This window comes from Pedobacter kyonggii (assembly GCF_004310665.1).
GTDB lineage: Bacteria > Bacteroidota > Bacteroidia > Sphingobacteriales > Sphingobacteriaceae > Pedobacter > Pedobacter kyonggii.
The window spans coordinates 75,949-98,446 of the sequence record NZ_SIXF01000011.1; the positions used below are offsets into that span (position 1 = coordinate 75,949).

The window sequence follows — 22,498 nt, forward strand, 5'->3', positions numbered from 1 at the left end:
CAGTATATGGCCTGTAAAATGGCCTACTGTTTTTAACCCTAAAAGATATGATACCTTTTTTCAGGCTTTGCCTATTGGCTATGTTGAGTGTACTCGCATATACTTCGCTGCGGGCGCAATCTCCCGCGAATAAAGCAGATTCTCTTCATAAGAAACTTCTGGCAGAAATGATTGGCTTGCCTGCACCCGATTTTACCTTAAAAGATCTCGATGGCAATATCGTATCGCTAAAGGGATTAAAAGGGAAAGTAATTGTAATTGATTTTTGGTCTACATGGTGTGTGCCCTGCAAAAAATCTTTTCCTGCGATGCAGCTTGCTGTTAATGCCTATAAAAATGATCCTTTTGTAAAGTTCTTATTTATCCATACCTGGGAAACCACCAAAACACCTGTTGAAGACGTGAAGAACTACATCGCAAAATCGGGTTTTAATTTTCAGGTGGCGATGGACCTGAAAGATGGGACTGGCCGTAATGCTGCGGTTGAAGCTTACGGCGTAAGTGCCATCCCTGCAAAGTTTATTATTGATAAAGCAGGCAACATTGTATTTAAACTAACCGGCTTCACCGGAACCGATGCCGCTGCGCTCCTGGAAATTTCTGAGCGGATTACATTGGCAAAAAATCATAAATAAGAAATGAATAACGCTATAAAGGGAATAGCAGTAACGATAGTTATGCTCTTCAGTTTAAATGCTGTGGCCCAGAAAAAACAGGTTGCAAAATTTCAGAAAACCATTGTCGAAGCGGTTAAAAAAGCTTACCCTGCCAGTGTACGGATGTGGGGTTTCGACGTACAGCAAAACCAAAGAACCAGTGCTCAGTTTAGTGGGGTGGTAGTTAGTGCCGATGGTTATATCCTAACCGCTGCACACACCATTTTACCCGGTAAAAATTATAAGGTTTTTTTCCCTGACGGCCGCGAATGTATCGCGCTAGCACTTGGTAAGATAGACAATAAGGAAACGCCAGGCATTCCAGATGTGGGCATGATGAAAATTACAGATAAAGGCACCTATCCATTTGCTGAGATGGGTTATTCTGCAAGTTTGGTTAAAAATGAACCTTGTATCGGTATTTCATATCCCGAAACCTTAAATCAAATGCTGCCAACGTTAAGGTTAGGAAATATTGCAGAAGCGAAAAATGAATATGGTTTTATCCGCTCCACTTGCAAAATGGAACCGGGTGATTCTGGTGGGCCTTTATTTGACTATTATGGCCGCGTAATTGGTTTACACAGTGCCATTGATGTTTCAGAAGAAATGAATTTCGAAATTCCTGTTGACCTTTACCGCCGATATTGGACAGCGTTGAACAGTGAAAAGCTTTATACAGCTTTCCCTGAAAAGAAGGATAGTGTGAAAACAGATCCCTTGTCTTTGCAATTACAGAAAGAAAGTAAACAAAAAGCACTACATCCTGATTTTGATTTACCAACCGTTAAAAACAGCTGCTTTCCTATTAAAAGCATTGTAGAAGGCAAAAATCAGGAGATTAATGCCACTTTATTGAATGTTAACGCAGCAAATGGAGCTAAAAAACAGTTTCTACTGAGTAAAAACACTATGGTTGGCGAACAAGTACAATGTGATGTTAATGGAGTTACGGTGCCAATTAAGTTTATTGGAATAGATCAGGAAAATGACCTGATTTTATTTGAACTTGAACAGCGGATAAACGGTGGAATTGATTTAAATATTTCTGGTAGCGACAGCGTTAAAATAGAGATGGGTAAACTTCTTTATAGCATTGGTCCCGCTGGCAAAGTGATGTGCAGTGTTTTGGGTAGCACGCTGTTTAATCTGCCGAAAATTAACAGTCAGCCTTATTTGGGTGCAATGGTGGTTTATAACTCTAGCCCTGTTCAGTTCTCACTAATTAAAGCGGACAGTCCGGCAGAAAAAGCGGGTATAAAAGTTGGAGATGAACTGATCAGCATGAATGGTAAACCGATAAAAAAAGCAAGCGATTTCGCCCCGGAAATAATGAAGTATTGGGAAGGTGATGAGGTTACTTTTGAATGGGGAAATGCTTCGGGTAAGATGAGTAAAACATTAAAACTAGAGGGACGGGGTCAGTCAGTATTTAATCACCCGGCAGAGAAATTTGAAGGTGGAAAGTCGGAGCGAAGAGATGGTTTTAATGCTGTTTTTACACACGATGCAGCCATTAAAGCCAATGCATGCGGTTCGCCTGTTTTCAATTGGCAAGGCAGTTTTTATGGGATTAACATCGCGAGGTTTAGCCGGACAACTACGATAGTGGTGCCGAAGAAAATTGTTATCAACTTTATTCTCAGCTTTATGATGTGATGCTGGTCATTAGGTCGATCTTGAAATAACTGATTTGTATAATGTTTTATCTAGTTGAGTCTTAAAATTTAGATAAAATTAATCTTGTAAGTCGGTTTTGTACAATTTTAGGTCTGTTTTATGTAAAGATGTACATTGATGGTTTTATAAATTTGTTTTCGACTAATTTTATTACGCAAACTATAAAATTAGCTAACCAAATATCCATCCTAATCAAAAATAAAATGAAGCGCAGGGCACTTTTAAAACATTTGGCCACCACAATTCCCACATTGGCATTGGCCAGCCAGATCAGGGCAGCAGATCATATCTTTAATGGATCGGGAGAAATGATGACTTCAGGAAGCTTTAAGCCAACCTGGGATTCTCTTTCTGCCTATAAAACACCAGATTGGTTTCGTAACGCGAAATTTGGAATATGGGCGCATTGGGGCCCACAGTGCCAGCCCGAATTTGGTGACTGGTATGCACGCGAAATGTATATGGAAGGCAGTTCACAATACAAATATCATGTTGCTAAATACGGTCATCCTTCAAAATTTGGTTTTAAAGATGTAATTAACGAATGGAAAGCAGAAGCCTGGAATCCTGAAGAACTGGTATCGCTTTATAAAAAAGCAGGCGCACGTTATTTTATGGCACTTGCCAATCATCATGATAATTTTGATTTATACAACAGTAAACATCAAAAAAAATGGAATGCCACCAAAATAGGACCTAAAAAAGATTTAATTGAGGGATGGAGAACTGCCTCCCGAAATAATAATATGCACTTCGGTGTAAGCGTACATGCTGCACATACCTGGAGTTGGATGGAAACCGCGCAACGTGCAGATAAGATTGGCCCCTTAGCTGGTGTACCTTACGATGGAAAACTAACAGCTGCAGATGGAAAAGGAAAATGGTGGGAAGGGATTGATCCTCAGGAACTTTATGCCCAGAACCATGCTTTAAGCGAGCATAGTGAAAATAATGGCACCATCCATAAACAGTGGAACTGGGGAAATGGTGTTAGCCTGCCTTCAAAAGCCTATTGTGATAAATTTTTTAACCGGACCATCGATCTGATTAATGCTTACAATCCGGATATGGTTTATTTTGACGATACCGCACTTCCACTATGGCCTATAGATGATGCCGGATTGAAAATAGCAGCCCACCTATACAACAAGAGCCTGAAGAAGAACGGAAAAGTAGAAGCGGTAATTTTTGGTAAAATTTTAGATCAGCTTCAACGTAAATGTATGGTTTGGGATATTGAGCGTGGGCAAAGTAATGCCATTGAGCCTTTACCTTGGCAAACCGATACCTGTATTGGTAGCTGGCATTATGATCAGCGTATCTACAATAACAAAAGCTATAAAAGTGCCAAGACAGTTATTCATACACTTGCAGATGTGGTGAGCAAAAATGGCAATCTTTTACTTAATATTCCGGTAAAGGGAAATGGCACAATAGATGAATTGGAAAGAAAAATTGTCGAGGAAATTGGTGAATGGATGGCTGTTAATAATGAGGCTATATACGATACGCGCCCATGGTTAGTGTTTGGCGAAGGGCCTTCAATAGAATCGGCTGCTCCACTTTCGGCTCAAGGATTTAACGAGGGAAAAGGAAAACCCTTCACTGCTGCCGATATTCGTTTTACCACTAAAAATAATACTATTTATGCAATTGTTTTGGGCTGGCCTGAGGATGGTAACATCCTGATTAAAAGCATGAAGAATGGGGGCGAATACCTGAAACAAAAACTTAACAAGGTGGAGTTAGTAGGAACAGGAGAAAAATTATCTTTTAGCCAGACCGACAATGGGTTATTGATAAACCTTAAGGGCTCAAAACCAAAACTAGATTATGCCCTAACTTTGAAGATTGCATAGTTTACAGTTTGATGGGCATTTATAAACCGAAACAACCATTCCTTTTCTAAAGATGGTTGTTTCGGTTTAATAGATTAGTAAATCTTATTTCTTCAGCAATGTATCAATTCAGATACCACTTGTTTATCGTGGGTACCTGTAATAACCTGATCGTATTCAATGCCAAAACGTTCGCAGAAACGTGTCATCACCTTTTTTGCATATTCAGGCTCGGTTGAGCGCTCGTAATGCAAAGCAATAATTTCTACACCACGTTTCTTGTTTTCTTTATACCAGGGCGTAATAAAAGTAGCTTCATCAACACAATTTGGGCACCAGCTTCCGGTTATGGTTAAAATCAGCACCTTTCATAGTGGTGTCAGATGTTACCATCTGACACTGATATCAAAAACGTCCAGAATTTATATCGGGACGTTTTTTGTTTTTTTTAAAAATTAAAGAAATAGATAAACCTGTTCAGGTTCCTTTCTTTTAATTGGTATTCATCTGGCTAAATCCTCCGCAGCATTGCTTGCCTTGGTTTTCAGGTCTTCAGTGTATCCTTTTGCTTTCTCTACCCATTCTGGAGCTTTATCCAATAGTTCATCTACTATCGATTGTCCGGTAATTGGATCTTTCTTGGTGATATATTTTACGCCAGCATAAACTGCTGCGCCAATAATTGCTGTTTTTAAAATTCCCATGTTCTTTTCTTTTTTATTAGTTAAACATTTTGAGTTCGTTAAAAGTTTTAGACGATTTCCTATACCTATTGTTACAACTATTTCGACGCTGTTAGATGGTAACATCTAGTATCACGATTAAAAAGGACACATGTAACCTCCGAAGTCCGAGCGCTAAATTTTTAGCTCAAATATTAAGATTATTTCGTGCCTATGATGGTTTTGTTTGTTTGCAGTCGATAAACACCTGGTATTGCGATAAAATTTTTACAGATTATCACTATTAAATTTATATATTTCGAACAAAATTACCTTAAACTAAATCGATTATAAACTAAATGGAGTTGCATGAATAAGGAAAAGCTGTTCATTGAAATCAAAGATTTGAGCATCATAAATTCTTAATCAAACACAAACAACTTGTATAGGGAATCTCAATGGGCTAAGCCATAAACTGATTATTAGGATAGATATTCTAACTTCACCCGATTAACATTGAAAGCACAAATGAACAAATCAGATCAAATTACAGGTTACATGAAGCATGGGGCATTAGTCCTTGCAGTTTCACTTTTTACCATTGGCAATATTAAGGCCCAAAGCATAATACCCATCGAAACCGCACACAATGCATTGGTACTAGAAACCAATGCAAAAAAAGATGTAAACACCATATTTTTTGGAAGGAAACTAGCCAACAAACAAGAATACGCTCAAATTACCGCGCAATATAAACAGACTGAAGATTATACAGGTCAGCTAAATTCTGTGTATACGCCATCAGGATCAAGGAATTTGGTAGAACCAGCTATTAGCATTACGCATGCCGATGGCAATAACTCCTTAGATCTGAAATATGTAGATCATACCGTTACGGCTGTTGACGATAATGTGAGTTTACTTAAAATCAGGTTGAAAGATCCGGTTTACAATTTCGAAGTCACTATGTTTTATAAGTCTTTTTATAAACAAGATGTAATAGAACAATGGACTGAAATTAAACATGCTGAAAAGGGAGCAGTGGTATTGCATAAATATGCATCAGCCAATCTGCACCTAAAATCACCGCATTTTTGGTTAAACCAGTACCATGGCGATTGGGCTAAGGAAATGCAGCCAGAACAAAGTGAAATTACCCACGGTATTAAAACTTTGGATAGCAAATTGGGTACGAGGGCAAATTTGTTTCAACCTTCTGTTTTTATGATTTCGTTAGATAAACCAGCTGAAGAAAACGAAGGCAATGTTTTATATGGTGCGATGGAATGGAGCGGTAACTTTAAGATAGATCTTGAGCTGGATTATCAGGATAACCTCCGCATTATTGCCGGAATGAACAATTATGCCTCGCCCTACAGCTTAAAGGCAGGTGAAGTTTTTATTACCCCTGCTTTTTTATACACTTTTTCTGATCAGGGAAAAGGCGATGCCAGTAGAAAATTGCAAGATTGGGCACGTAACTATAAAATATTAGATGGAAAAGGCAGTAGGTTAACCCTCTTGAATAACTGGGAAGCCACTTATTTCGATTTTAATGAACAAAAATTGGCCGATTTGTTAAAAGATACCAAAAAACTGGGTGTCGATTTCTTTTTGCTTGATGATGGTTGGTTCGGGAACAAATATCCGCGTAATGATGACCATGCCGGGCTTGGCGATTGGCAGGAGAACAAGAAAAAATTGCCAAACGGAATAGCTTCTTTGGTAAAAGAGGCCGATAATGTAGGAACCAGATTCGGAATATGGATAGAGCCGGAAATGGTCAACCCGAAAAGTGAACTTTATGAAAAACATCCTGACTGGGTAGTAAAACAGCCGAACAGACCTGAATATTATTTTAGAAACCAATTGGAACTTGATCTGAGTAACCCAAAAGTACAGGATTTTGTTTTCGGTGTGGTGGATGATCTATTTACTAAAAACCCTAAATTGGCCTACATTAAATGGGATTGTAATGCGGTAATTTACAATGCATACTCTGCGCATTTAAAAAATCAATCTCATTTTTACATCGATTATGTAAGGGGTTTGTATAGTGTATTGCAAAGAATCCGTGCAAAATATCCAACTGTACCCATGATGTTATGCTCTGGTGGAGGTGGTAGGGTAGATTATGCTGCCTTACAGTATTTTACAGAGTTTTGGCCTAGCGATAATACCGACCCCTTAGAACGCATATTTATACAATGGGAATACTCTTATTTTTATCCGGCCATTAGCAGTTCTAACCATGTAACCGATTGGGGCAAACAGCCAATAAAATTCCGTACTGATGTAGCCATGATGGGGAAATTGGGTTTTGATATCGTAGTGAGTAAATTACCTGAAAAAGAGCTTCAGTTTTGTCAGGAGGCTATTAAAAACTATAACGATGTAAAACAGACGATCTGGCAAGGAGAACAATACCGTTTGGCTAATCCACGTACGTGTAGCATAGCATCCATGCTGTATGTGAATGCGCAAAAAACAAATGGGGTAATTTTTAATTACCTGGTCAATAACCGTTATGGTGAAAATAGCAAGTATCCGATTAAATTGAACGGTTTAGATGCAACAAAGAAGTACCACATTAAAGAAATCAACCTTTATCCAGGTACAAAATCATCTATAGATGATACTAAAACCTATACCGGCGATTTCTTGATGAAAGTTGGTTTTAATCCCAATGTGGATGCCACCAGAACCAGCGTGGTGTTAAAATTAGAAGAGGCAAAGTAATATGGTCTGTCCATTGCAAGGAAGAACGACGAAGCAATCTTACAACGATTGTATTAATCTTTTAGATTGCTTCGTCGGCTGAAAAAGCCTTCTCGCAATGACGATTCTTCACTGCCTATCGCTGGAATAAAAATACGCTGTCATTTATATTGATCTTATACAAATAAATTATCCCTCAGGGTGACAGACCTAGGAGACTAAGGACTTTGGACTGAAGACTCAGGGCTCAATCTCGCCATTCATAAATGCCCGCGGACTTTTTCCAAACTGCTTTTTAAATTCTCTGCTGAAATATTTAGGGTCGTTAAAACCAACCTGATAAGCCACTTCATAAATAGTAAACCTATTTTGTTTAAATAGCTCCATCGCTTTCTTTAAACGGATCGATTTAACGAAATCATTTACGGAGAGGTTGGTTAGGTTTCTGATTTTTTTATACAGAACAGGCCTGCTCATACCGACCATCGAAGCCAGTTCAGATACACCAAAATCTTCATCAGTAATATGTTCATCAATGTATTTTAACAGTTTTAACATAAAAGCTTCGTCAATGGCATTGATGGTGAGCTCTTTCGGTTGTAAATGGATGTGTTTCAGGAATTTTTGACGCATTACCTGTCTCGACATCAGTAAATTACGAACGTTTAACAGTAGCAATTCAGGACTGAAAGGTTTAGTAATATAGGCATCAGCACCAGTTTCTAAACCACTAACCTGATAGATATGAGAAGAGCGGGCGGTAAGGATAATAACAGGAATGTGGCTGGTGCGTTCATCCTCCTTAAGTCTGCGGCAAAGTTCAATGCCATCCATTATGGGCATCATTATATCGCAGATGATCAGATCGGGTAGTGTTTCTACAGCCGTTTCCCAACCAATTAATCCATTTTCACTTTCCGCTACCTGGTAATGTTTGCCAACAAGTGATGCAATTAGTAGTCTGATTTCACTATTGTCTTCAACCACCAATATGGTTTCGGTGGAAATATCAGTTTCTTTTCCAGATTTTGAAATTGTTAGCTCTTTTTCGGGCTGTTGCGTGTAGATATCGGGATAACTTGGATAATCTTTTACGCCATCAAAAAGAGCCGTTTTAAAATGGGATTTTCCTTTCTTCAGCCTTACTGTAAAGTTGGTGAAACCACGTTTACCATTTTCAGCAGGTGTGCTTTCTACGGCAATATGCCCTTTATGTTCCTCTACAATTGCTTTAGAAAGTGCTAAACCTATTCCCGAACCAATTTGATTGGAGTGTTGCTCATCTACCTGGAAATAATCGCTAAAAAGATTTTTTAAGCTTTCTGCAGGTATACCCAATCCGTTATCTGATATGTTAATTACTACTTCATTCTTCATTTCCAATAGAGAAACAGAGATTTTGCCACCTTTATCGCAGAATTTAAAGGCATTAGATAATAGGTTGAACAATACTTTTTCGAGCTGCCGTTTATCAAAAAACAGGCTGATGTTTTCCTGCTCGTGTACAAACTCGTATTGTACACCATTTGTTTGGGCAAGATGAGCGAAGGAGATGAAAATTTCGTTAATAAAATCGACAATATTATCTTCTGTAACATGCAGGGTGAGATGCCCGGTTTCAGCTTTTCTAAAATCCATTAACTCGGTAATAAGCCGCATTAACCTGTTGGCATTATTTTTTATGGGAATAATCTGGCGGTTTAACTCTGTATCGGTTTGGTATTGTTTAGAAAGATTTTCTAATGGGCCTAGAATTAGGGTAAGCGGCGTTCTGATTTCGTGGGCTACATAAGTGAAGAAATTCAGTTTCATTTTCTGAATGTCTTCTGTACGTTTAAGTAAAGCACGAATAAAAAGATAACGTACTATTAAAAACAGTAAGCCTGAAAAGAAAGCAAAATAAATAAGATAGGCCCACCAGGTAGCCCAGAAGGGTGGAAGCACAGTGATTTTAAGGGTTGCAGGTTTGGCCCCAGGATTTCCATCATTATTATTTCCGGTTACCATAAAGGTATAATTGCCAGCAGGAAGATCGGTATAAGTAACACTTGGTACATCGGTTTTTACCCAATCTTTGCTATGGCCCTTAAGGATGTAACGGTAACTGTTTTTTTCTGGTTTAATGTAGTTTAATAAGGCGAAACCGAGACTGAAATTGTTGTCGTCGTGTTTAAAGGTAATCTGTTTGGTACTTTTGATATCTTCTTTTAACAATCCATCTGGCGCATTTACCGCCACAGCTTGATCGAATAGTTTGAGTTCGGTAAAGGTGATTGGCGCAACATCCCTATTAATATCAATCTGGCTGGGATAAAAGGCTGTTAAACCATCATAACCGCCAAAAAACAACTGGCCACGACTATCTTTTAAAAACGATCTGATATTAAAATCGTTGCCTGCAAGCCCGTCGCTTTTGGTGTAATTAATGAATTTTCCCGTTTTGGTTACCAATTTGGATAGCCCTTTATCTGTACTGATCCACAGATTGTTTTCCTCATCTTCGATTATTCCCAATACATTACTATTTGGCAGGCCATCCTTTTCACTGTAGTTCCTGAATTTTCTGCTTTTGTTATCGAAAATGCTCAAACCTCCAAAAGAAGTTCCAACACAAATATTTCCATTTTGTATTTGAATAATGCAATTAATATGATCGGATTTTAAACTACCTGCCTTGCTTTTGCTCTCATAATAACCTGTAATTCTTTTATTGGCTGGATGGTAAGCATATAATCCGTCCATCGTTCCAATCCATAAATTTTTGGCCTTATCTTCAAATATAACCTGGATATATGTGTTCCTTAGGTTCAGCTCTAACGGACTTTTAACCGTTGTAGAAGCATATTGGCCATTGGTTTTTTTTAAGGTAGATAATCCATCTCTGGAACCTACCCAAACAGTACCATCGCTATCTACAGCTATGGCAATCACTTCTGAACTCCCTGGGCTATTTTTTACATCTTTAACATTGATTATTTTTTTAAAATTATGGCTTGAGGGATTAAATACGTATAAACCACCACGGTGTGTACCCACCAATAGCTGCCCAGCTTTATCGAGGCACAGGGTTTTAATTAAGTTGGAGTTGAGTCCATTGATGTTGGGTTCTGATTTATAGTAGGTAAAGGTATTGTTGCTTCTGTTTACGTAATTTAAACCACCACCTTCAGTACCAATCCATAGGTTATGGTATTCATCTTCGGTCATGGCGCTAACAATATTACTGCTCAAACCTTGCTGTTTTTTCGAATTTCTAAAAACATTAAAAGGTGTAGCAGATGGATAAACAACATTTACCCCTTTGTAAAATGTACCGACGTAAACTGAGCCTTTAATATCTTGAAAGATACTATGAATAGAATTCTGACTCAATCCGTCTGTTTGCTCAGGATTGTAACGGTAATTACTAAATTTTCGGGTGTTTGGATCGAGGATACTTAATCCTTCCTGTGTACCGATCCAAATATTGCCCGCTTTGTCGCACGTTAGTTTTCTAATGTCGTTATTAACAATCGAATTTGGATCTGTAGCACTGGTTTGGTATCGTTTAAATGTTTTGTGTTCGTAATCGAATAGGTTTAAGCCGTTGTAAGTACCTAACCAAAGCCGCTTTTGTTTATCGATTACAATACTTTTTACTGCATTCGAACTGATGCTGTTCTTGTTATTGGGGTTATGCCTGAAAATTTCAAAGTGATATTTGCCCTTAACCAGGTAAATACGTACTAAACCATTGTAAGTACCTACCCAAAGGTTTTGTTTATCGTCTTTAAAAATCGAGAAAACACAGTTAAGGCCAGATTTATAATTGGGCTTATCGAAAAGAAATTTCTTAAAAATCTGCTTCTTGGTATCTATAACCAGATTGAGACCATTATATGTGCCTATCCAGATGTTTTTTTGAGGGTCTTCATACAAACACTCCACCGAATCACAGCTAAAGGAATTTGCAGAACTGCGTTTATTAATGCGATAAAAATGATCCGTTTTTTCATTGTAAATATTCAACCCGTTTTCTGTACCTACCCATAATCTTCCTTTCGAATCTGTCAATAGGGCATTAATCACATTATTAGATATGCTGTTGATGTTATCGGAGCTATTACTGTAAATTTTAAAACGATAGCCATCATAGCGGTTCAATCCATGTTTGGTACCCATCCAAATAAACTGGTTCCTGTCTTGTTCAATAGCCATCACCGAATTTTGTGACAAGCCATTTTCCATCCTGAGGTGGTTAAAAACAATATGCTTCTGTGCACACAAGGAGGTGCAAATAAAAAGCAGTGGGAAGAACCATAAAGCGTTTAAACGCAGTTTCATAAAATTAAGCTAGTTTTTTGGCCATCCTATAGCTAAGAGAAAAATAGCCCTTGATGTATTTCCTTTAAATATAGCGCGAACTTATCAAAATATTGAAGGATTACAGTTTTTCTACCCTTTCATTTACAATTTTCGACCTTTTTGAAAGAATAATACATCAGTTTTGATTTAACAAAATTGAGCCAACTATTCCACAATAACCAGTGGTACAAACTATTGATTAAATAAACTGACCAAACCAGAGGATATGAAGAAAAGCTAACCGCACAAACTAAACTATAGTCTGTTCCACGACTTTGAATTGACTAATCCAAATCAACTAATCAAAAAGATAACCAAAACAATGAAATTTAACCCAAACCAACGGGGTACTATGCCGGTTTGCATATGTCCGCTGTTTCCGTTTATCATTTACAGAAATCGAATCAAAACTTCTGATGCCTATGCTAAGGCATAAATCCAATCTATCACACTAATAAATTAAATGTGAGTTGCTGCTTACAAATAATGAGGCATGCAGAAATAATTCTGGCCATTAGGATGCCAGATGAATAAAACCTACGCTCAGCATTGAAAATAGGCACTTTCTGCATAACTAAAATTATAAACAAAATAAATTATTTTAAATGAACGGAACTTATACTTCGATTATAAAACGGATGACGCTGTTTGGAGTGCTATTATTTTTGGCAAACAGTGTTGATGTTTTGGCATTACCAAACCTTACCAATGCTTTAAAAAGCAAGAAATTTCAGGTACCGGTGTCGGCCAAAAAAAATAGTAAACAAATTCCCAACGATTCGTTATCGAATTTGAGAGATTCTTTGAGAAACAAACTCAGGAATTCTGTAACGGTAACTTTGCCAGATAATGATGTTCCGGTTTTATTTGGAACGCAGAAAAATGTAAAAAGAATTCAATCTTCGGCTACTATAAGTGGAGAAGAACTGAAGAGTTTTCCAACGCCACAGGTTGGCTTAATGCTGTATGGGAAACTGCCAGGTTTGTACGTGGTTCAAAATAATTTCCAGTTAGGTTCTGACGAGCCTGCTATATCATTAAGGGGAAGAACACCATTGGTCGTAATTGATGGTGTACCACGCTCGTATCTGAGTATCGACCCCGAACAAATAGAGAGCATTTCAGTAATAAAAGATGCACTGGGAACCTCACTATATGGCATGAAGGCAGCTGATGGTATGTTATTGATCACTACCAAACGCGGTGCAAATATGCCTAAGCAAATTACCTTTACCAGTCAGTATGGTATTCAGCAACAAATTGAACGGCCTGAATTTTTAGATGCATTTAATTATGCTACCTTATTTAACGAGGCCTTGGCAAACGACGGAAGGCAACCCATTTATACAGCAGCCGATTTGGATAAGTATAAAAATGGTACGAATCCGTTTACACACCCCAATATAAACTGGACTGATGAAATTTTAAAGGCTACGGCACCTGTAAGCAGACAAAACCTTAACCTAAGAGGCGGAAGCAACAAGGTAAGGTATTTTGTAGATCTCGACTACCTGAGCCAGAGTGGTTTTTTAGTTACCGATCCTTCCATAAATACTTATGAAACAAACAATAGTTTTAAGCGATTTTCTTTTAGAAGTAATATAGATGTTGATTTAACAAAGAGCACAACGCTCAGTTTAAGCTTGTTTGGAAGAATAAGAAATAGCAATCAACCTGGATCTACCGTAGCCAGTATTTACAGTGCATTGTTAACTACCCCTAATAATGCCTATCTGAAATTTAACGAAAATGGCTCGCTGGGCGGAAACACTGAGTTTCAAAATAACCTGTATGGTATGTCCATAAAATCGGGCTACAGGCCATCGGTAAATAGAAATTTAGGGGCAGATGTATCGTTAATGCAAAAGCTCGATACCTTTTTGCCTGGTTTGTATGCTAGTGGTGCAATATCTTTCAATTCTTACTATAATGAGAACATTAACAGAAGTAAATCTTTTGCTGTGTATTCTCCGTTAGTAAACCCTATTACAAACCAAACTGGCTATAAAACGATAGGTGGCGACGGTACGCAATCGAATAGTTCTTCTCCCACAGATTTAAATAAACAAGTATTTTCCCGTTTCGATTTGGGTTATGATAAAATAATAGATAAAAATACTTTCAAAGCCCAATTGTTATTTGTTAGAGACAGTTACGTTTTGGGAGGCGCTTTATCGCAGGTTAATCAATCAGTTGGGGGGAGGTTTAATTACGATTACGATAATAAGTACTTATTGGAATTGGCCACTTCGTACATGGGCTACGATCGCTATAAAGCCGGAGACCAGTGGGGCTTTTTTCCATCGGTTGGTTTAGGCTGGAACATCGCCAATGAAAGTTTTTTTGCCAATTTAAAGAACACAATTAATTCGTTAAAAATCAGAACTTCTTATGGCTTAACAGCTACAAATGCAGCCGCTGGTTATTTCCAATACCTGCAAAACTTTGAGAATGGCGATACATTTTACAGCAGAAATCCGCTAACATCTTCAACTACAAAAGATGAGGGACCGCTGGCTAACCCAAATATTACCTGGGAAAAAGCAAGGAAATTTAATATCGGCTTCGATGCTTCAATATTAAAGGATAAGATATGGTTTACCGCCGATTATTATAAGAACAGTTATTACGACCTGTTGCAAACCAGAAGAACAAACGCAAGTACTGTAATTGGAGCTGTTTTGCCGGCCGAGAATATGGGTAAAAATCAATATTCGGGTGTTGAGCTTGGCCTTGGATATCAAAATCAAATAAACAGCTTTAAGTATTTTATTTCTGCAAACGGCTCGTGGAGTGCAAGCAAAGTGATTTTTAACGATGAGCCTTTTAGGAAAAATACTTACGAATACAGAACAGGGCAGCCCGTAGGACAAACTTTTGGTTATGTAGCAGATGGTTTTTATAACAACACTGCCGAAATTAACAACGGACCAAAGGTTGATGGCTACCTCCCGGTTCCGGGCGATTTAAAATATAAAGATTTAAATAACGACGGTATCATCAATACTTATGATATGACCGCAATTGGCAGTACCAAGCCTGTTTTCTTTTACGGTATAACCGGAGGTATAAATTATAAAGGCTTAGATTTTTCATTCACCTTGAATGGCACAGCAAACAGAAATGTGTATTTCAACTTTATCAATTTTGCATCAACCGGTGCAGCTGGCGGATATGGACAAGCCTTAGAAAGCAGTTTGTTAAGGTGGACACCTGCTACCGCTTTGCAGGCACAATATCCACGTTTAAGTGTTGGTAATAATCCAAATAATAGTCAGGTTTCTTCTTTCTGGGTTAGAAACGGCAGCTATTTAAGGTTAAGAAATGTAGAAATAGGTTATAGCTTGCCCGGTAACCTGATTAAATTAATTGGCTTTACCAATGTCAGGGTATTCGCCAATGGACTTAACCTGTTAACCGCTACAACCTTAGACGGGGTAGATCCCGAAGTATTGATCGGAAATGTACCCAATCAGCGGATATTCAATTTTGGTATTAACCTTCAGTTTTAAATCTTGATTATGAATAATTACAAAAAATACTTCGCTATAATCTGCCTGTTATTTGCATTTGGCTGTTCGAAAAAATTTGAGGCAGAGCCCTTGGACCGCATAACCGGCGATTTAATTTTTGATCCACTTGATAAGAATGCTGATTATGCAAAGCAATTTTTAAACGGAACCTATTTGTTGTTGCCAGATTGGTATAACAGAATAGATGGCAGCTTTTTAGATGCCGGAACAGACGATGCAGTACCATCAAGAATAGGAACCCAGGCAGAATTCTACCGTACGGGTAGAATATCATCTACGACCCTTCCTGATGATGTTTGGAGCAAGAATTATCTGGGCATCAGAAGAGCCAATCTTTTTTTAAGCAAAGTAGATGTAGTACCCACAACTGCAGTTTTAAAAACTCAGTTTAAAGCTGAAGCAAGATTTTTGAGGGCTTATTTTTACTTTGAGCTGGTTAAGCGCTGGGGCGGTGTACCTTTAATTGGGGATAGGGTATTTACCATTGATGATGATATAAATGTTCCTAGAAATACGCTCGACGAATGTTATGCTTATATCGTAGCTGAGTTGGATGTCATAAAAAGTTCATTATTGCCTTATGCCATTAGCGATGGAGATTGGGGTAGGGCGAATATCGGAGCCGCAATGGCCCTAAAATCGAGAGTGCTGTTATATGCCGCCAGCCCCTTAAGCAACCCGACAAATAATATCCAGAAATGGGCGCTAGCCGCACAGGCAGCAGCCGATGTTAAAGCATTGGGCTATAACCTGGTAACCGATTGGATTGCCAATTTTAATGCGACCAAAAACACCGAGTTTATTTTTATTAAACAGAATGCTTTAAATACAAATATCGAAATCAATAACGGTCCGATTGGATATTTACAGGGTGTTGGCTTAACCAGCCCATCGCAAAATCTGGTCGATGCATTTTTAATGCTTGATGGAAAAGCAATTTCCGATGCGGGATCAACTTATGACCCAAACAATCCATACTTAAACAGAGATCCGAGGTTAACAGCTACCATTATGCACAATGGCAAAAATTGGTTGGGAAGGCCTGTTGAAACATTTGGAGGCGGCCAGGATAAGCCGGGAGGGAACAGAACACAGACTAGAACGGGATATTATCTGAGAAAATTTATGGGCAAATTTGAAACTTCCACTACCTATACCAATCAGGCCCATCACGTCATCTTATTAAGGTATGCTGAAATTTTATTAAACCATGCCGAAGCGCTGAATGAATCGGGTGGAGCAGTTGCTGATATCGTTAACAATTTGGTTTTAATCAGAAAAAGAGCAGGAATTCTTCCGGGTTCCAATAATCTTTACGGCTTATCGCTTACGCTTAGCAAAGATGAATTGCGTAAAATAATTCAGAACGAACGCCGTATAGAACTGGCTTTTGAAGAGCACAGAACCTGGGACCTGAGAAGGTGGAAGCTGGCCGAAATTGAATTAAATAAGCCAGTTAGAGGGGTGCAGATTATCAAAAACGGAACAGCCTTCTCTTATACTTATTTCAATGTCGCAAATGCTGTTTTCGATGCTAAAATGTATTGGTACCCCATACCACAGGCCGAAATATTAGCCAATAATAAAGTGGTTCAAAACCCAGGATGGTCTAACTAATAAAAAGCATAAATATAAATAATGAATCACACTGGTTTTTCAGATCACAGGAGTGAAACGGAAATCGGGATGGCTTCATGCTGATAAAAAGAAACTATATACAGATGAAAAAAATACTGAATATAATATTGCTTGTGCTGATCACTAATTTAGCTTACTCCCAAAGCAAAGTTGTACGGGGTGTTGTTGCAGATGATACTGGCACAACACTGATTGCTACAACAGTTACAGAGCAAGAAAACCCAAAGAATATTGTCATCACAAACACTAGTGGCGCTTTTAGCATAAAAGTTGGTGCAAATAGTACCAAACTTATCATAAGCTCTGTTGGTTATATCACAAAAGTGGTAACCATTACCAGCCAACCTTTAAATATTGTTTTAAAAGAAGATAATTCAAATTTAAATGAAGTTGTTGTAGTTGGCTTTACCCCACAAAAGAAGATCACCAATGCCGGTGCAACCAGTACTGTATCGGGTAAAGAATTAAGACAGAGCCCTGCTGCAAGCTTTCAAAATGCACTGGCGGGAAGGCTACCCGGCTTGTTCCAGCAGCAAACCAGCGGCCAGCCAGGTGCCGATGCTGCTAATATTTACATTCGTGGGATTAGCACCTATACAGGTGCGTCTAACAGGCCATTGGTAATTGTAGATGATGTAGAGTACCCTTACGAACAGTTAAGTCAGTTAAGTTCTAATGAGATCGAAACCGTTTCCATTTTAAAGGATGCTTCTTCAACGGCTATATATGGTATAAAGGGCGCTAACGGTGTAATTGCGATTACCACCCGAAGAGGAACAAATTCTGCACCGAAAATTACATTCAGAAGCGATTTTGGCTTGCAAACGCCAACCATACGAAGAAAACCACTGGATTCTTATAATGCCTTAATCTTGTTGAAAGAGATGGAGGTAAATGAGGGTAGAGACCCCAACCTGACTTTTCCGGGGCTGGTTACCGAGGAAGCACTAAACCATTTTAAATTGGGAGACGATCCGTACCGTTACCCGAGTGTAAAATGGTACGATGAGGTAATGCGCAAAAACGCATTGCAGCAAAGCAACAATATTGACATTATTGGTGGTACTCAAAATTTAAAGTATTTCGTTGCACTAGGTAACGTTAATCAAAATGGTATTTTAAAAGAGATACAAAAAGATGAAAATTTTAACAGTAATTATTATTTAAAAAGATACAATATCAGATCGAATGTTGATTTGAATGTAACTAAAACATTAACACTAAAGTTGGATCTTTCTGCCAGGTTTAATGAAATTAATGAGCCAAACCTACCCGATGTACTGGCCGGTGGCGCTGTTTCTATTTGGCGAAGGTTGAGCAGCGGACTTTTAAATCCATGGAACTACCCGGTAAAGAACGAAGATGGGAGTTACGGAGGCAGAAAATCTGCAACGTTAAATCCGGTTGGTATTTTGCAATATGCAGGTTACAACAGAAATTATAGTAATAACCTTAACTTAAACCTAAAGGCCAATCAAAACTTAGATTTTGTAACCAAAGGTCTTGCTGTAAGGGCAATTTTGGCCTATACCAATAATGTAGAGTTTAACCGATCGTTAACCAGAGGACGTTTCCCTACTTATGCCTACCTGCCGGGATCTGATGTTTTGGATCCTGTTTTTCCGGAGCTAAGCAGGTTAGACCCGCTTACCGCGGCTACTGCATTTGATGCCAATAGATCTAGCTACCCCCTTCGCAAGATCAATGCACAAGGTATTTTAGATTATAACCGTCAGCTTGGAAACCACAATTTATACGGTCTGATCGTGTACAACCAGTTAACAGATATTTCTGGTGCCAATATTCCTGCAAATTTTAGAGGATATTCTGCAAGGGTAGGATATAATTACAAATCGAGGTACATATTCGAACTGAACGGTGCGTATAATGGTACCGATAGGTTTAAAGCAAGTAAGCGGAATGGTCTATTTCCGGCAGTAAGTGCAGGCTGGAACATTAGTGAAGAGCCCTTCTTTAAAAAAGCGCTTCCTTTTATCAATTATATGAAATTAAGGGGCTCGTTGGGTACCGTTGGTTCTGATGATTTTCCGAATACTTACCGTTATATCTACGAAGAAATTTATAATGCCCCGTCAACGGCGGCAAACTCTTACTGGTTTGGCGATAATAACAGCTTACAGTATGGTATTACTCCGGGTGCCCTCGCAAATGAAGATGTAAGATGGGAGCAGGAGCGTAAGTTGGATATTGGTACAGACATTAAATTGCTGAACAGTAAACTAGGAATAACCTTCGATTATTTTGACCATAAAAGGTACGATATTTTAACAGTAAGGGAAACCGTGCCTAATTTCTCAGGTATTTCGTTGCCTCCGGTAAATTTGGGTATTGTAAATAATAAAGGTTTTGAGCTCGACCTGTCATACCAGAATAAACTGTCAGAAAACTTATCCTATTTCGTTAAAGGAAACATTTCCATCTATAAAAATAAAATAATTTACCGTGATGAGCCCTATAATCAAGGTAACCCATTGCTGATGCGCACAGGCCGGCCTATTGGTCAGATTTATGGGTATACCAATATAGGTTTCTACAATGACGCCGACGATATTGCCAATAGTCCAACATCAGTTGGCCGTGCAGTTAAACCTGGCGATCTGAAGTATGCCGATATTAACAACGATGGAAAGATCGATCAGGGTGATATTGGCCCGATTGGCAATCCTAATATCCCTCAGGTCAACTACGGCTTTTCATTAGGTACAAGCTACAAGGGCTTCGATGTTTCCGTGCTTTTTCAGGGTGCCGCAAAAGGAAGTTTAAGTGCGTCTACCATGTTTCAGATAGGAACTACTAATGGTACACCTTCTGAAACACACTTAAAAAGATGGACGCCAGAAGCTAAGGAAACGGCAGAATTACCACGCTTAGGGGGTGCCAATTTTGACCAGTCTACCTTTTGGTTACGCCCAACAGATTACATCCGGCTCAAAAATGTAGAACTGGGCTATAACTTTAATAACAAGCTGGTAAATAAAATCGGATTATCAAATGCCCGTATTTATGCTAATGCCGCAAATCTGATTACCTGGTTTAGCTTGAAAATTTACGATGTAGACCCTGAGTCTATAAATTCTACAGGAACGGTAGAAGCCTATTCATCCTATCCTCAACAAAAAATTGTAAACCTTGGCTTACAGGTAACATTCTAATATATAAACAGATGAAAGATATAAATTATATAAAAACTTTAACATTAGTTGGCTTATTAGCGATAGGTGCTGTTGCCTGCAAAAAAACTGATAGCAATAGTTTTTTGGATAAAACAGATGTGGGGCAGCTCAATGAAGCTACCGTATTTGCAGATAGTTTGTTAACATTTCGATTTTTGACAGGTATTTATACAGGGTTGGCCGGAACATACTACCTCGATAATGGCTTAACGGGCGGTGGTTTGTGGTCGTACAGCGATGCATCAGACGATTCGGATATCGTATGGGGCGGTGCTACCGCACAAATAGCACCTGCCTTTAATTCGGCAACATTTCAAAATCAGGCCGATTTTAGCCGATTTAAGAACCACTGGAACAATTGCTACAATAACATCAGGCGGGCTAATGTTTTTTTGGCAAACGTAGACAGATCTCCAATTTCGGCCGGCAGAAGAGCAACTTTAAAATTAGAAGCCAGGTTTTTAAGGGCCTATTATTACTGGCATTTACTGCGTAATTATAGTGGCGTGCCAGTTATTGGCGATAAAGTGTATGCTATAACTGACGATTTTGGTTTGGCCAGATCTACATTTGCCGAAACTGTAAATTATGTCGTTAGCGAATTAGATGCCTGCGCAGCTTTGCCTGTAACCACACAAATTGAAGATTTCGGACGGCCCACAAAAGGTGCCGCATTGGGCCTAAAATCAAAAGTTTTACTTCTGGCTGCCAGTCCGCTATTTAACGGGCAAAACCCTGGTACAGGTGCCAATAAAAATTTGGCAGGTTACGATAATTTAGATAACAATAGATGGAAACTGGCCGTTGATGCATCAAAGGCGGTGATGGATATGGGCATATACAGTTTAGTGAAAGATAATACAACTGCGCCTGGTTATGGATACTATCAGATGATGATTACAAGAAATACTCCTGAACATATTTTTCAGGTAATGAAATCGACAAACAGATGGTACGAAGGTTTTCTGCTTCCAGTTTCCCGCGGTGGGCAGGCTTATTCTTATCCAACCCAGGAACTGGTAGATACCTATCCGATGAAAAATGGTAAGAACATTAAAGAAGCAGGCTCTGGTTACGTAGAAGCAAATATGTACAAAGACAGAGACCCCCGTTTTTATTATTCTATATTATATGATGGCAGCTTGTGGTTAAACAATACAACAAACACCAAAACGGTAGTTAATTTGTACGCCAATGCTCCAGGCGACGGCTTAGGTACCTCAGGTTCTACTAAAACGGGGTATTTATACCGTAAATTTTGTCATGAAGGTGCTGGTGGCAATTTTGGTATATCCAATAATATTGGCTTGGTGGCTATCAGATATGCCGAAATATTACTGAATTACGCAGAAGCACTTAACGAGTTTAGCGGGCCTGGTACAGAAGTATATCAAGCTGTTGAGCAAATCAGGGAAAGAGCTGGTTTAGTGCCATTTCAATTGCCATTGCAGTTAACCAAAGAGCAAATGAGGGAAGTGATCCGCAATGAGAGAAGGGTAGAGTTAACCTATGAGGAAGCGACTAGATTCTTTGATATCAAAAGATGGAAACTGGCGGAAAATTTAATAAACGGTCCGGCCAATGGGATGCGTTGGACACGTAGCGGATCAACTGTTACCGGAGCTCGCTTTACTTTTGAAACAAGGAGATTTACCAATCCTCAAATGTATTATTTCCCTATTCCTCAATCAGAAATTAACAAGAGTGCAGTGCTGATTCAAAATCCTGGATGGTAAGAGTGTCTTAAGTCCGAAGTCATAAGTCTGGAGTCGATCAGGCCGTCATTGTGAGGTACGAAGCAATCTTAATGCGATTGCTTCAGCTACCGCTTATCTTGCCTTTCAATAGCAATTTTGAAAGGCCAATTGATCAATGACCAACCACCAATGAACTAATGACTAGTGAACCAACGAACAATAACCAATCAGTTAACTGTTTCAAACAATTAACCGATACACAATGAACCCAATAACAAAAATCAGAACACTTGAGCCCATTTTGTTTTATTCGGGGAAGCAAGATGAACTGCAGATTTTTTTAAACGAAGCCGAATATGGCGAACTGATTATTAAGTCGCTATCTCACGACCAGATTCGGGTTAAAGCGGTAATGTTAGGCGAAGCAGGCGAAAACTCAACTGGAAACAAGATTACAGAGGACTTAGGGTATCGGTACCAGAAACATTGGTATTCAGCAAAAAAGCTGCGAGGAGGGCTGTAAGGGTTACTTTTTAAC

12 protein-coding genes are annotated in these 22,498 nt (G+C 38.8%); 9 read left to right on the plus strand and 3 right to left on the minus strand.

The features are described 5' to 3' along the window. Positions 1-47: 47 nt before the first annotated feature. From EYS08_RS13060 to EYS08_RS13070, 3 genes are all read left to right on the plus strand, one after another. Positions 48-635, plus strand: a complete 588-nt coding sequence (locus EYS08_RS13060) for a TlpA family protein disulfide reductase (protein WP_131030463.1) — start codon at positions 48-50, stop codon at positions 633-635. A gap of 3 nt (positions 636-638) precedes the next feature. After that, positions 639-2,315 carry a trypsin-like peptidase domain-containing protein gene (locus EYS08_RS13065; RefSeq protein ID WP_131030464.1) on the plus strand — a complete coding sequence of 559 codons (1,677 nt, stop codon included), beginning with the start codon at positions 639-641 and terminating at the stop codon, positions 2,313-2,315. A 224-nt stretch (positions 2,316-2,539) separates the two neighbouring features. Then, positions 2,540-4,195 carry an alpha-L-fucosidase gene (locus EYS08_RS13070; protein WP_131030465.1) on the plus strand — a complete coding sequence of 552 codons (1,656 nt, stop codon included), beginning with the start codon at positions 2,540-2,542 and terminating at the stop codon, positions 4,193-4,195. 92 nt (positions 4,196-4,287) lie between these two features. Here EYS08_RS13070 and EYS08_RS13075 read toward each other — a convergent pair whose 3' ends face one another. After that, entirely contained in the window at positions 4,288-4,539 is a 252-nt protein-coding gene (locus EYS08_RS13075) for a peroxiredoxin family protein (protein WP_131030466.1), read from the minus strand. Positions 4,540-4,677: 138 nt separating this feature from the next. Continuing rightward, positions 4,678-4,878: a hypothetical protein gene (locus tag EYS08_RS13080; RefSeq protein ID WP_057933945.1), complete on the minus strand. Its 201-nt coding sequence runs from the start codon at positions 4,876-4,878 to the stop codon at positions 4,678-4,680. Positions 4,879-5,364: 486 nt separating this feature from the next. On the opposite strand from EYS08_RS13080, the gene EYS08_RS13085 reads away from it, so the two are divergent. Then, the gene (locus EYS08_RS13085) at positions 5,365-7,575 is read left to right on the plus strand and encodes an alpha-galactosidase (protein WP_244215947.1); all 2,211 of its coding nucleotides are present in this window, start codon (positions 5,365-5,367) and stop codon (positions 7,573-7,575) included. A gap of 219 nt (positions 7,576-7,794) precedes the next feature. On the opposite strand, the gene EYS08_RS13090 is transcribed toward EYS08_RS13085, so the two are convergent. Continuing rightward, the gene (locus EYS08_RS13090; RefSeq protein WP_131030467.1) at positions 7,795-11,877 is read right to left on the minus strand and encodes a hybrid sensor histidine kinase/response regulator transcription factor; all 4,083 of its coding nucleotides are present in this window, start codon (positions 11,875-11,877) and stop codon (positions 7,795-7,797) included. Between the two features lie 626 nt (positions 11,878-12,503). Here EYS08_RS13090 and EYS08_RS13095 point away from each other — a divergent pair. The 5 genes from EYS08_RS13095 to EYS08_RS13115 all read left to right on the plus strand — a co-directional run bounded on the left by EYS08_RS13095 (position 12,504) and on the right by EYS08_RS13115 (position 22,483). After that, on the plus strand, positions 12,504-15,410 hold the full coding sequence (locus EYS08_RS13095; protein ID WP_131030468.1) for a SusC/RagA family TonB-linked outer membrane protein: 2,907 nt from the start codon (positions 12,504-12,506) through the stop codon (positions 15,408-15,410). 9 nt (positions 15,411-15,419) lie between these two features. Further along, positions 15,420-17,048 carry a RagB/SusD family nutrient uptake outer membrane protein gene (locus tag EYS08_RS13100; protein WP_131030469.1) on the plus strand — a complete coding sequence of 543 codons (1,629 nt, stop codon included), beginning with the start codon at positions 15,420-15,422 and terminating at the stop codon, positions 17,046-17,048. Between the two features lie 104 nt (positions 17,049-17,152). Beyond that, a complete protein-coding gene (locus tag EYS08_RS13105; RefSeq protein ID WP_165456450.1) occupies positions 17,153-20,242 on the plus strand; it encodes a SusC/RagA family TonB-linked outer membrane protein in 3,090 nt (1,029 codons plus the stop codon). A gap of 11 nt (positions 20,243-20,253) precedes the next feature. Beyond that, positions 20,254-21,999, plus strand: coding sequence for a RagB/SusD family nutrient uptake outer membrane protein (locus tag EYS08_RS13110; protein ID WP_131030471.1), 1,746 nt, complete (start codon positions 20,254-20,256; stop codon positions 21,997-21,999). A gap of 223 nt (positions 22,000-22,222) precedes the next feature. Further along, entirely contained in the window at positions 22,223-22,483 is a 261-nt protein-coding gene (locus tag EYS08_RS13115; protein ID WP_131030472.1) for a hypothetical protein, read from the plus strand. Positions 22,484-22,498: the final 15 nt, after the last annotated feature.

Excerpts from the sequence above, each read along its gene's own strand:
- EYS08_RS13085 (WP_244215947.1), top strand. The coding sequence starts at position 5,365 with ATGAACAAATCAGATCAAATTACAGGTTACATGAAGCATGGGGCATTA.
- EYS08_RS13070 (WP_131030465.1), top strand. The coding sequence starts at position 2,540 with ATGAAGCGCAGGGCACTTTTAAAACATTTGGCCACCACAATTCCCACA.
- EYS08_RS13095 (WP_131030468.1), top strand. The coding sequence starts at position 12,504 with ATGAACGGAACTTATACTTCGATTATAAAACGGATGACGCTGTTTGGA.
- EYS08_RS13090 (WP_131030467.1), bottom strand. The coding sequence starts at position 11,877 with ATGAAACTGCGTTTAAACGCTTTATGGTTCTTCCCACTGCTTTTTATT.
- EYS08_RS13115 (WP_131030472.1), top strand. The coding sequence starts at position 22,223 with ATGAACCCAATAACAAAAATCAGAACACTTGAGCCCATTTTGTTTTAT.
- EYS08_RS13060 (WP_131030463.1), top strand. The coding sequence starts at position 48 with ATGATACCTTTTTTCAGGCTTTGCCTATTGGCTATGTTGAGTGTACTC.
- EYS08_RS13065 (WP_131030464.1), top strand. The coding sequence starts at position 639 with ATGAATAACGCTATAAAGGGAATAGCAGTAACGATAGTTATGCTCTTC.
- EYS08_RS13110 (WP_131030471.1), top strand. The coding sequence starts at position 20,254 with ATGAAAGATATAAATTATATAAAAACTTTAACATTAGTTGGCTTATTA.
- EYS08_RS13080 (WP_057933945.1), bottom strand. The coding sequence starts at position 4,878 with ATGGGAATTTTAAAAACAGCAATTATTGGCGCAGCAGTTTATGCTGGC.
- EYS08_RS13105 (WP_165456450.1), top strand. The coding sequence starts at position 17,153 with ATGAAAAAAATACTGAATATAATATTGCTTGTGCTGATCACTAATTTA.
- EYS08_RS13100 (WP_131030469.1), top strand. The coding sequence starts at position 15,420 with ATGAATAATTACAAAAAATACTTCGCTATAATCTGCCTGTTATTTGCA.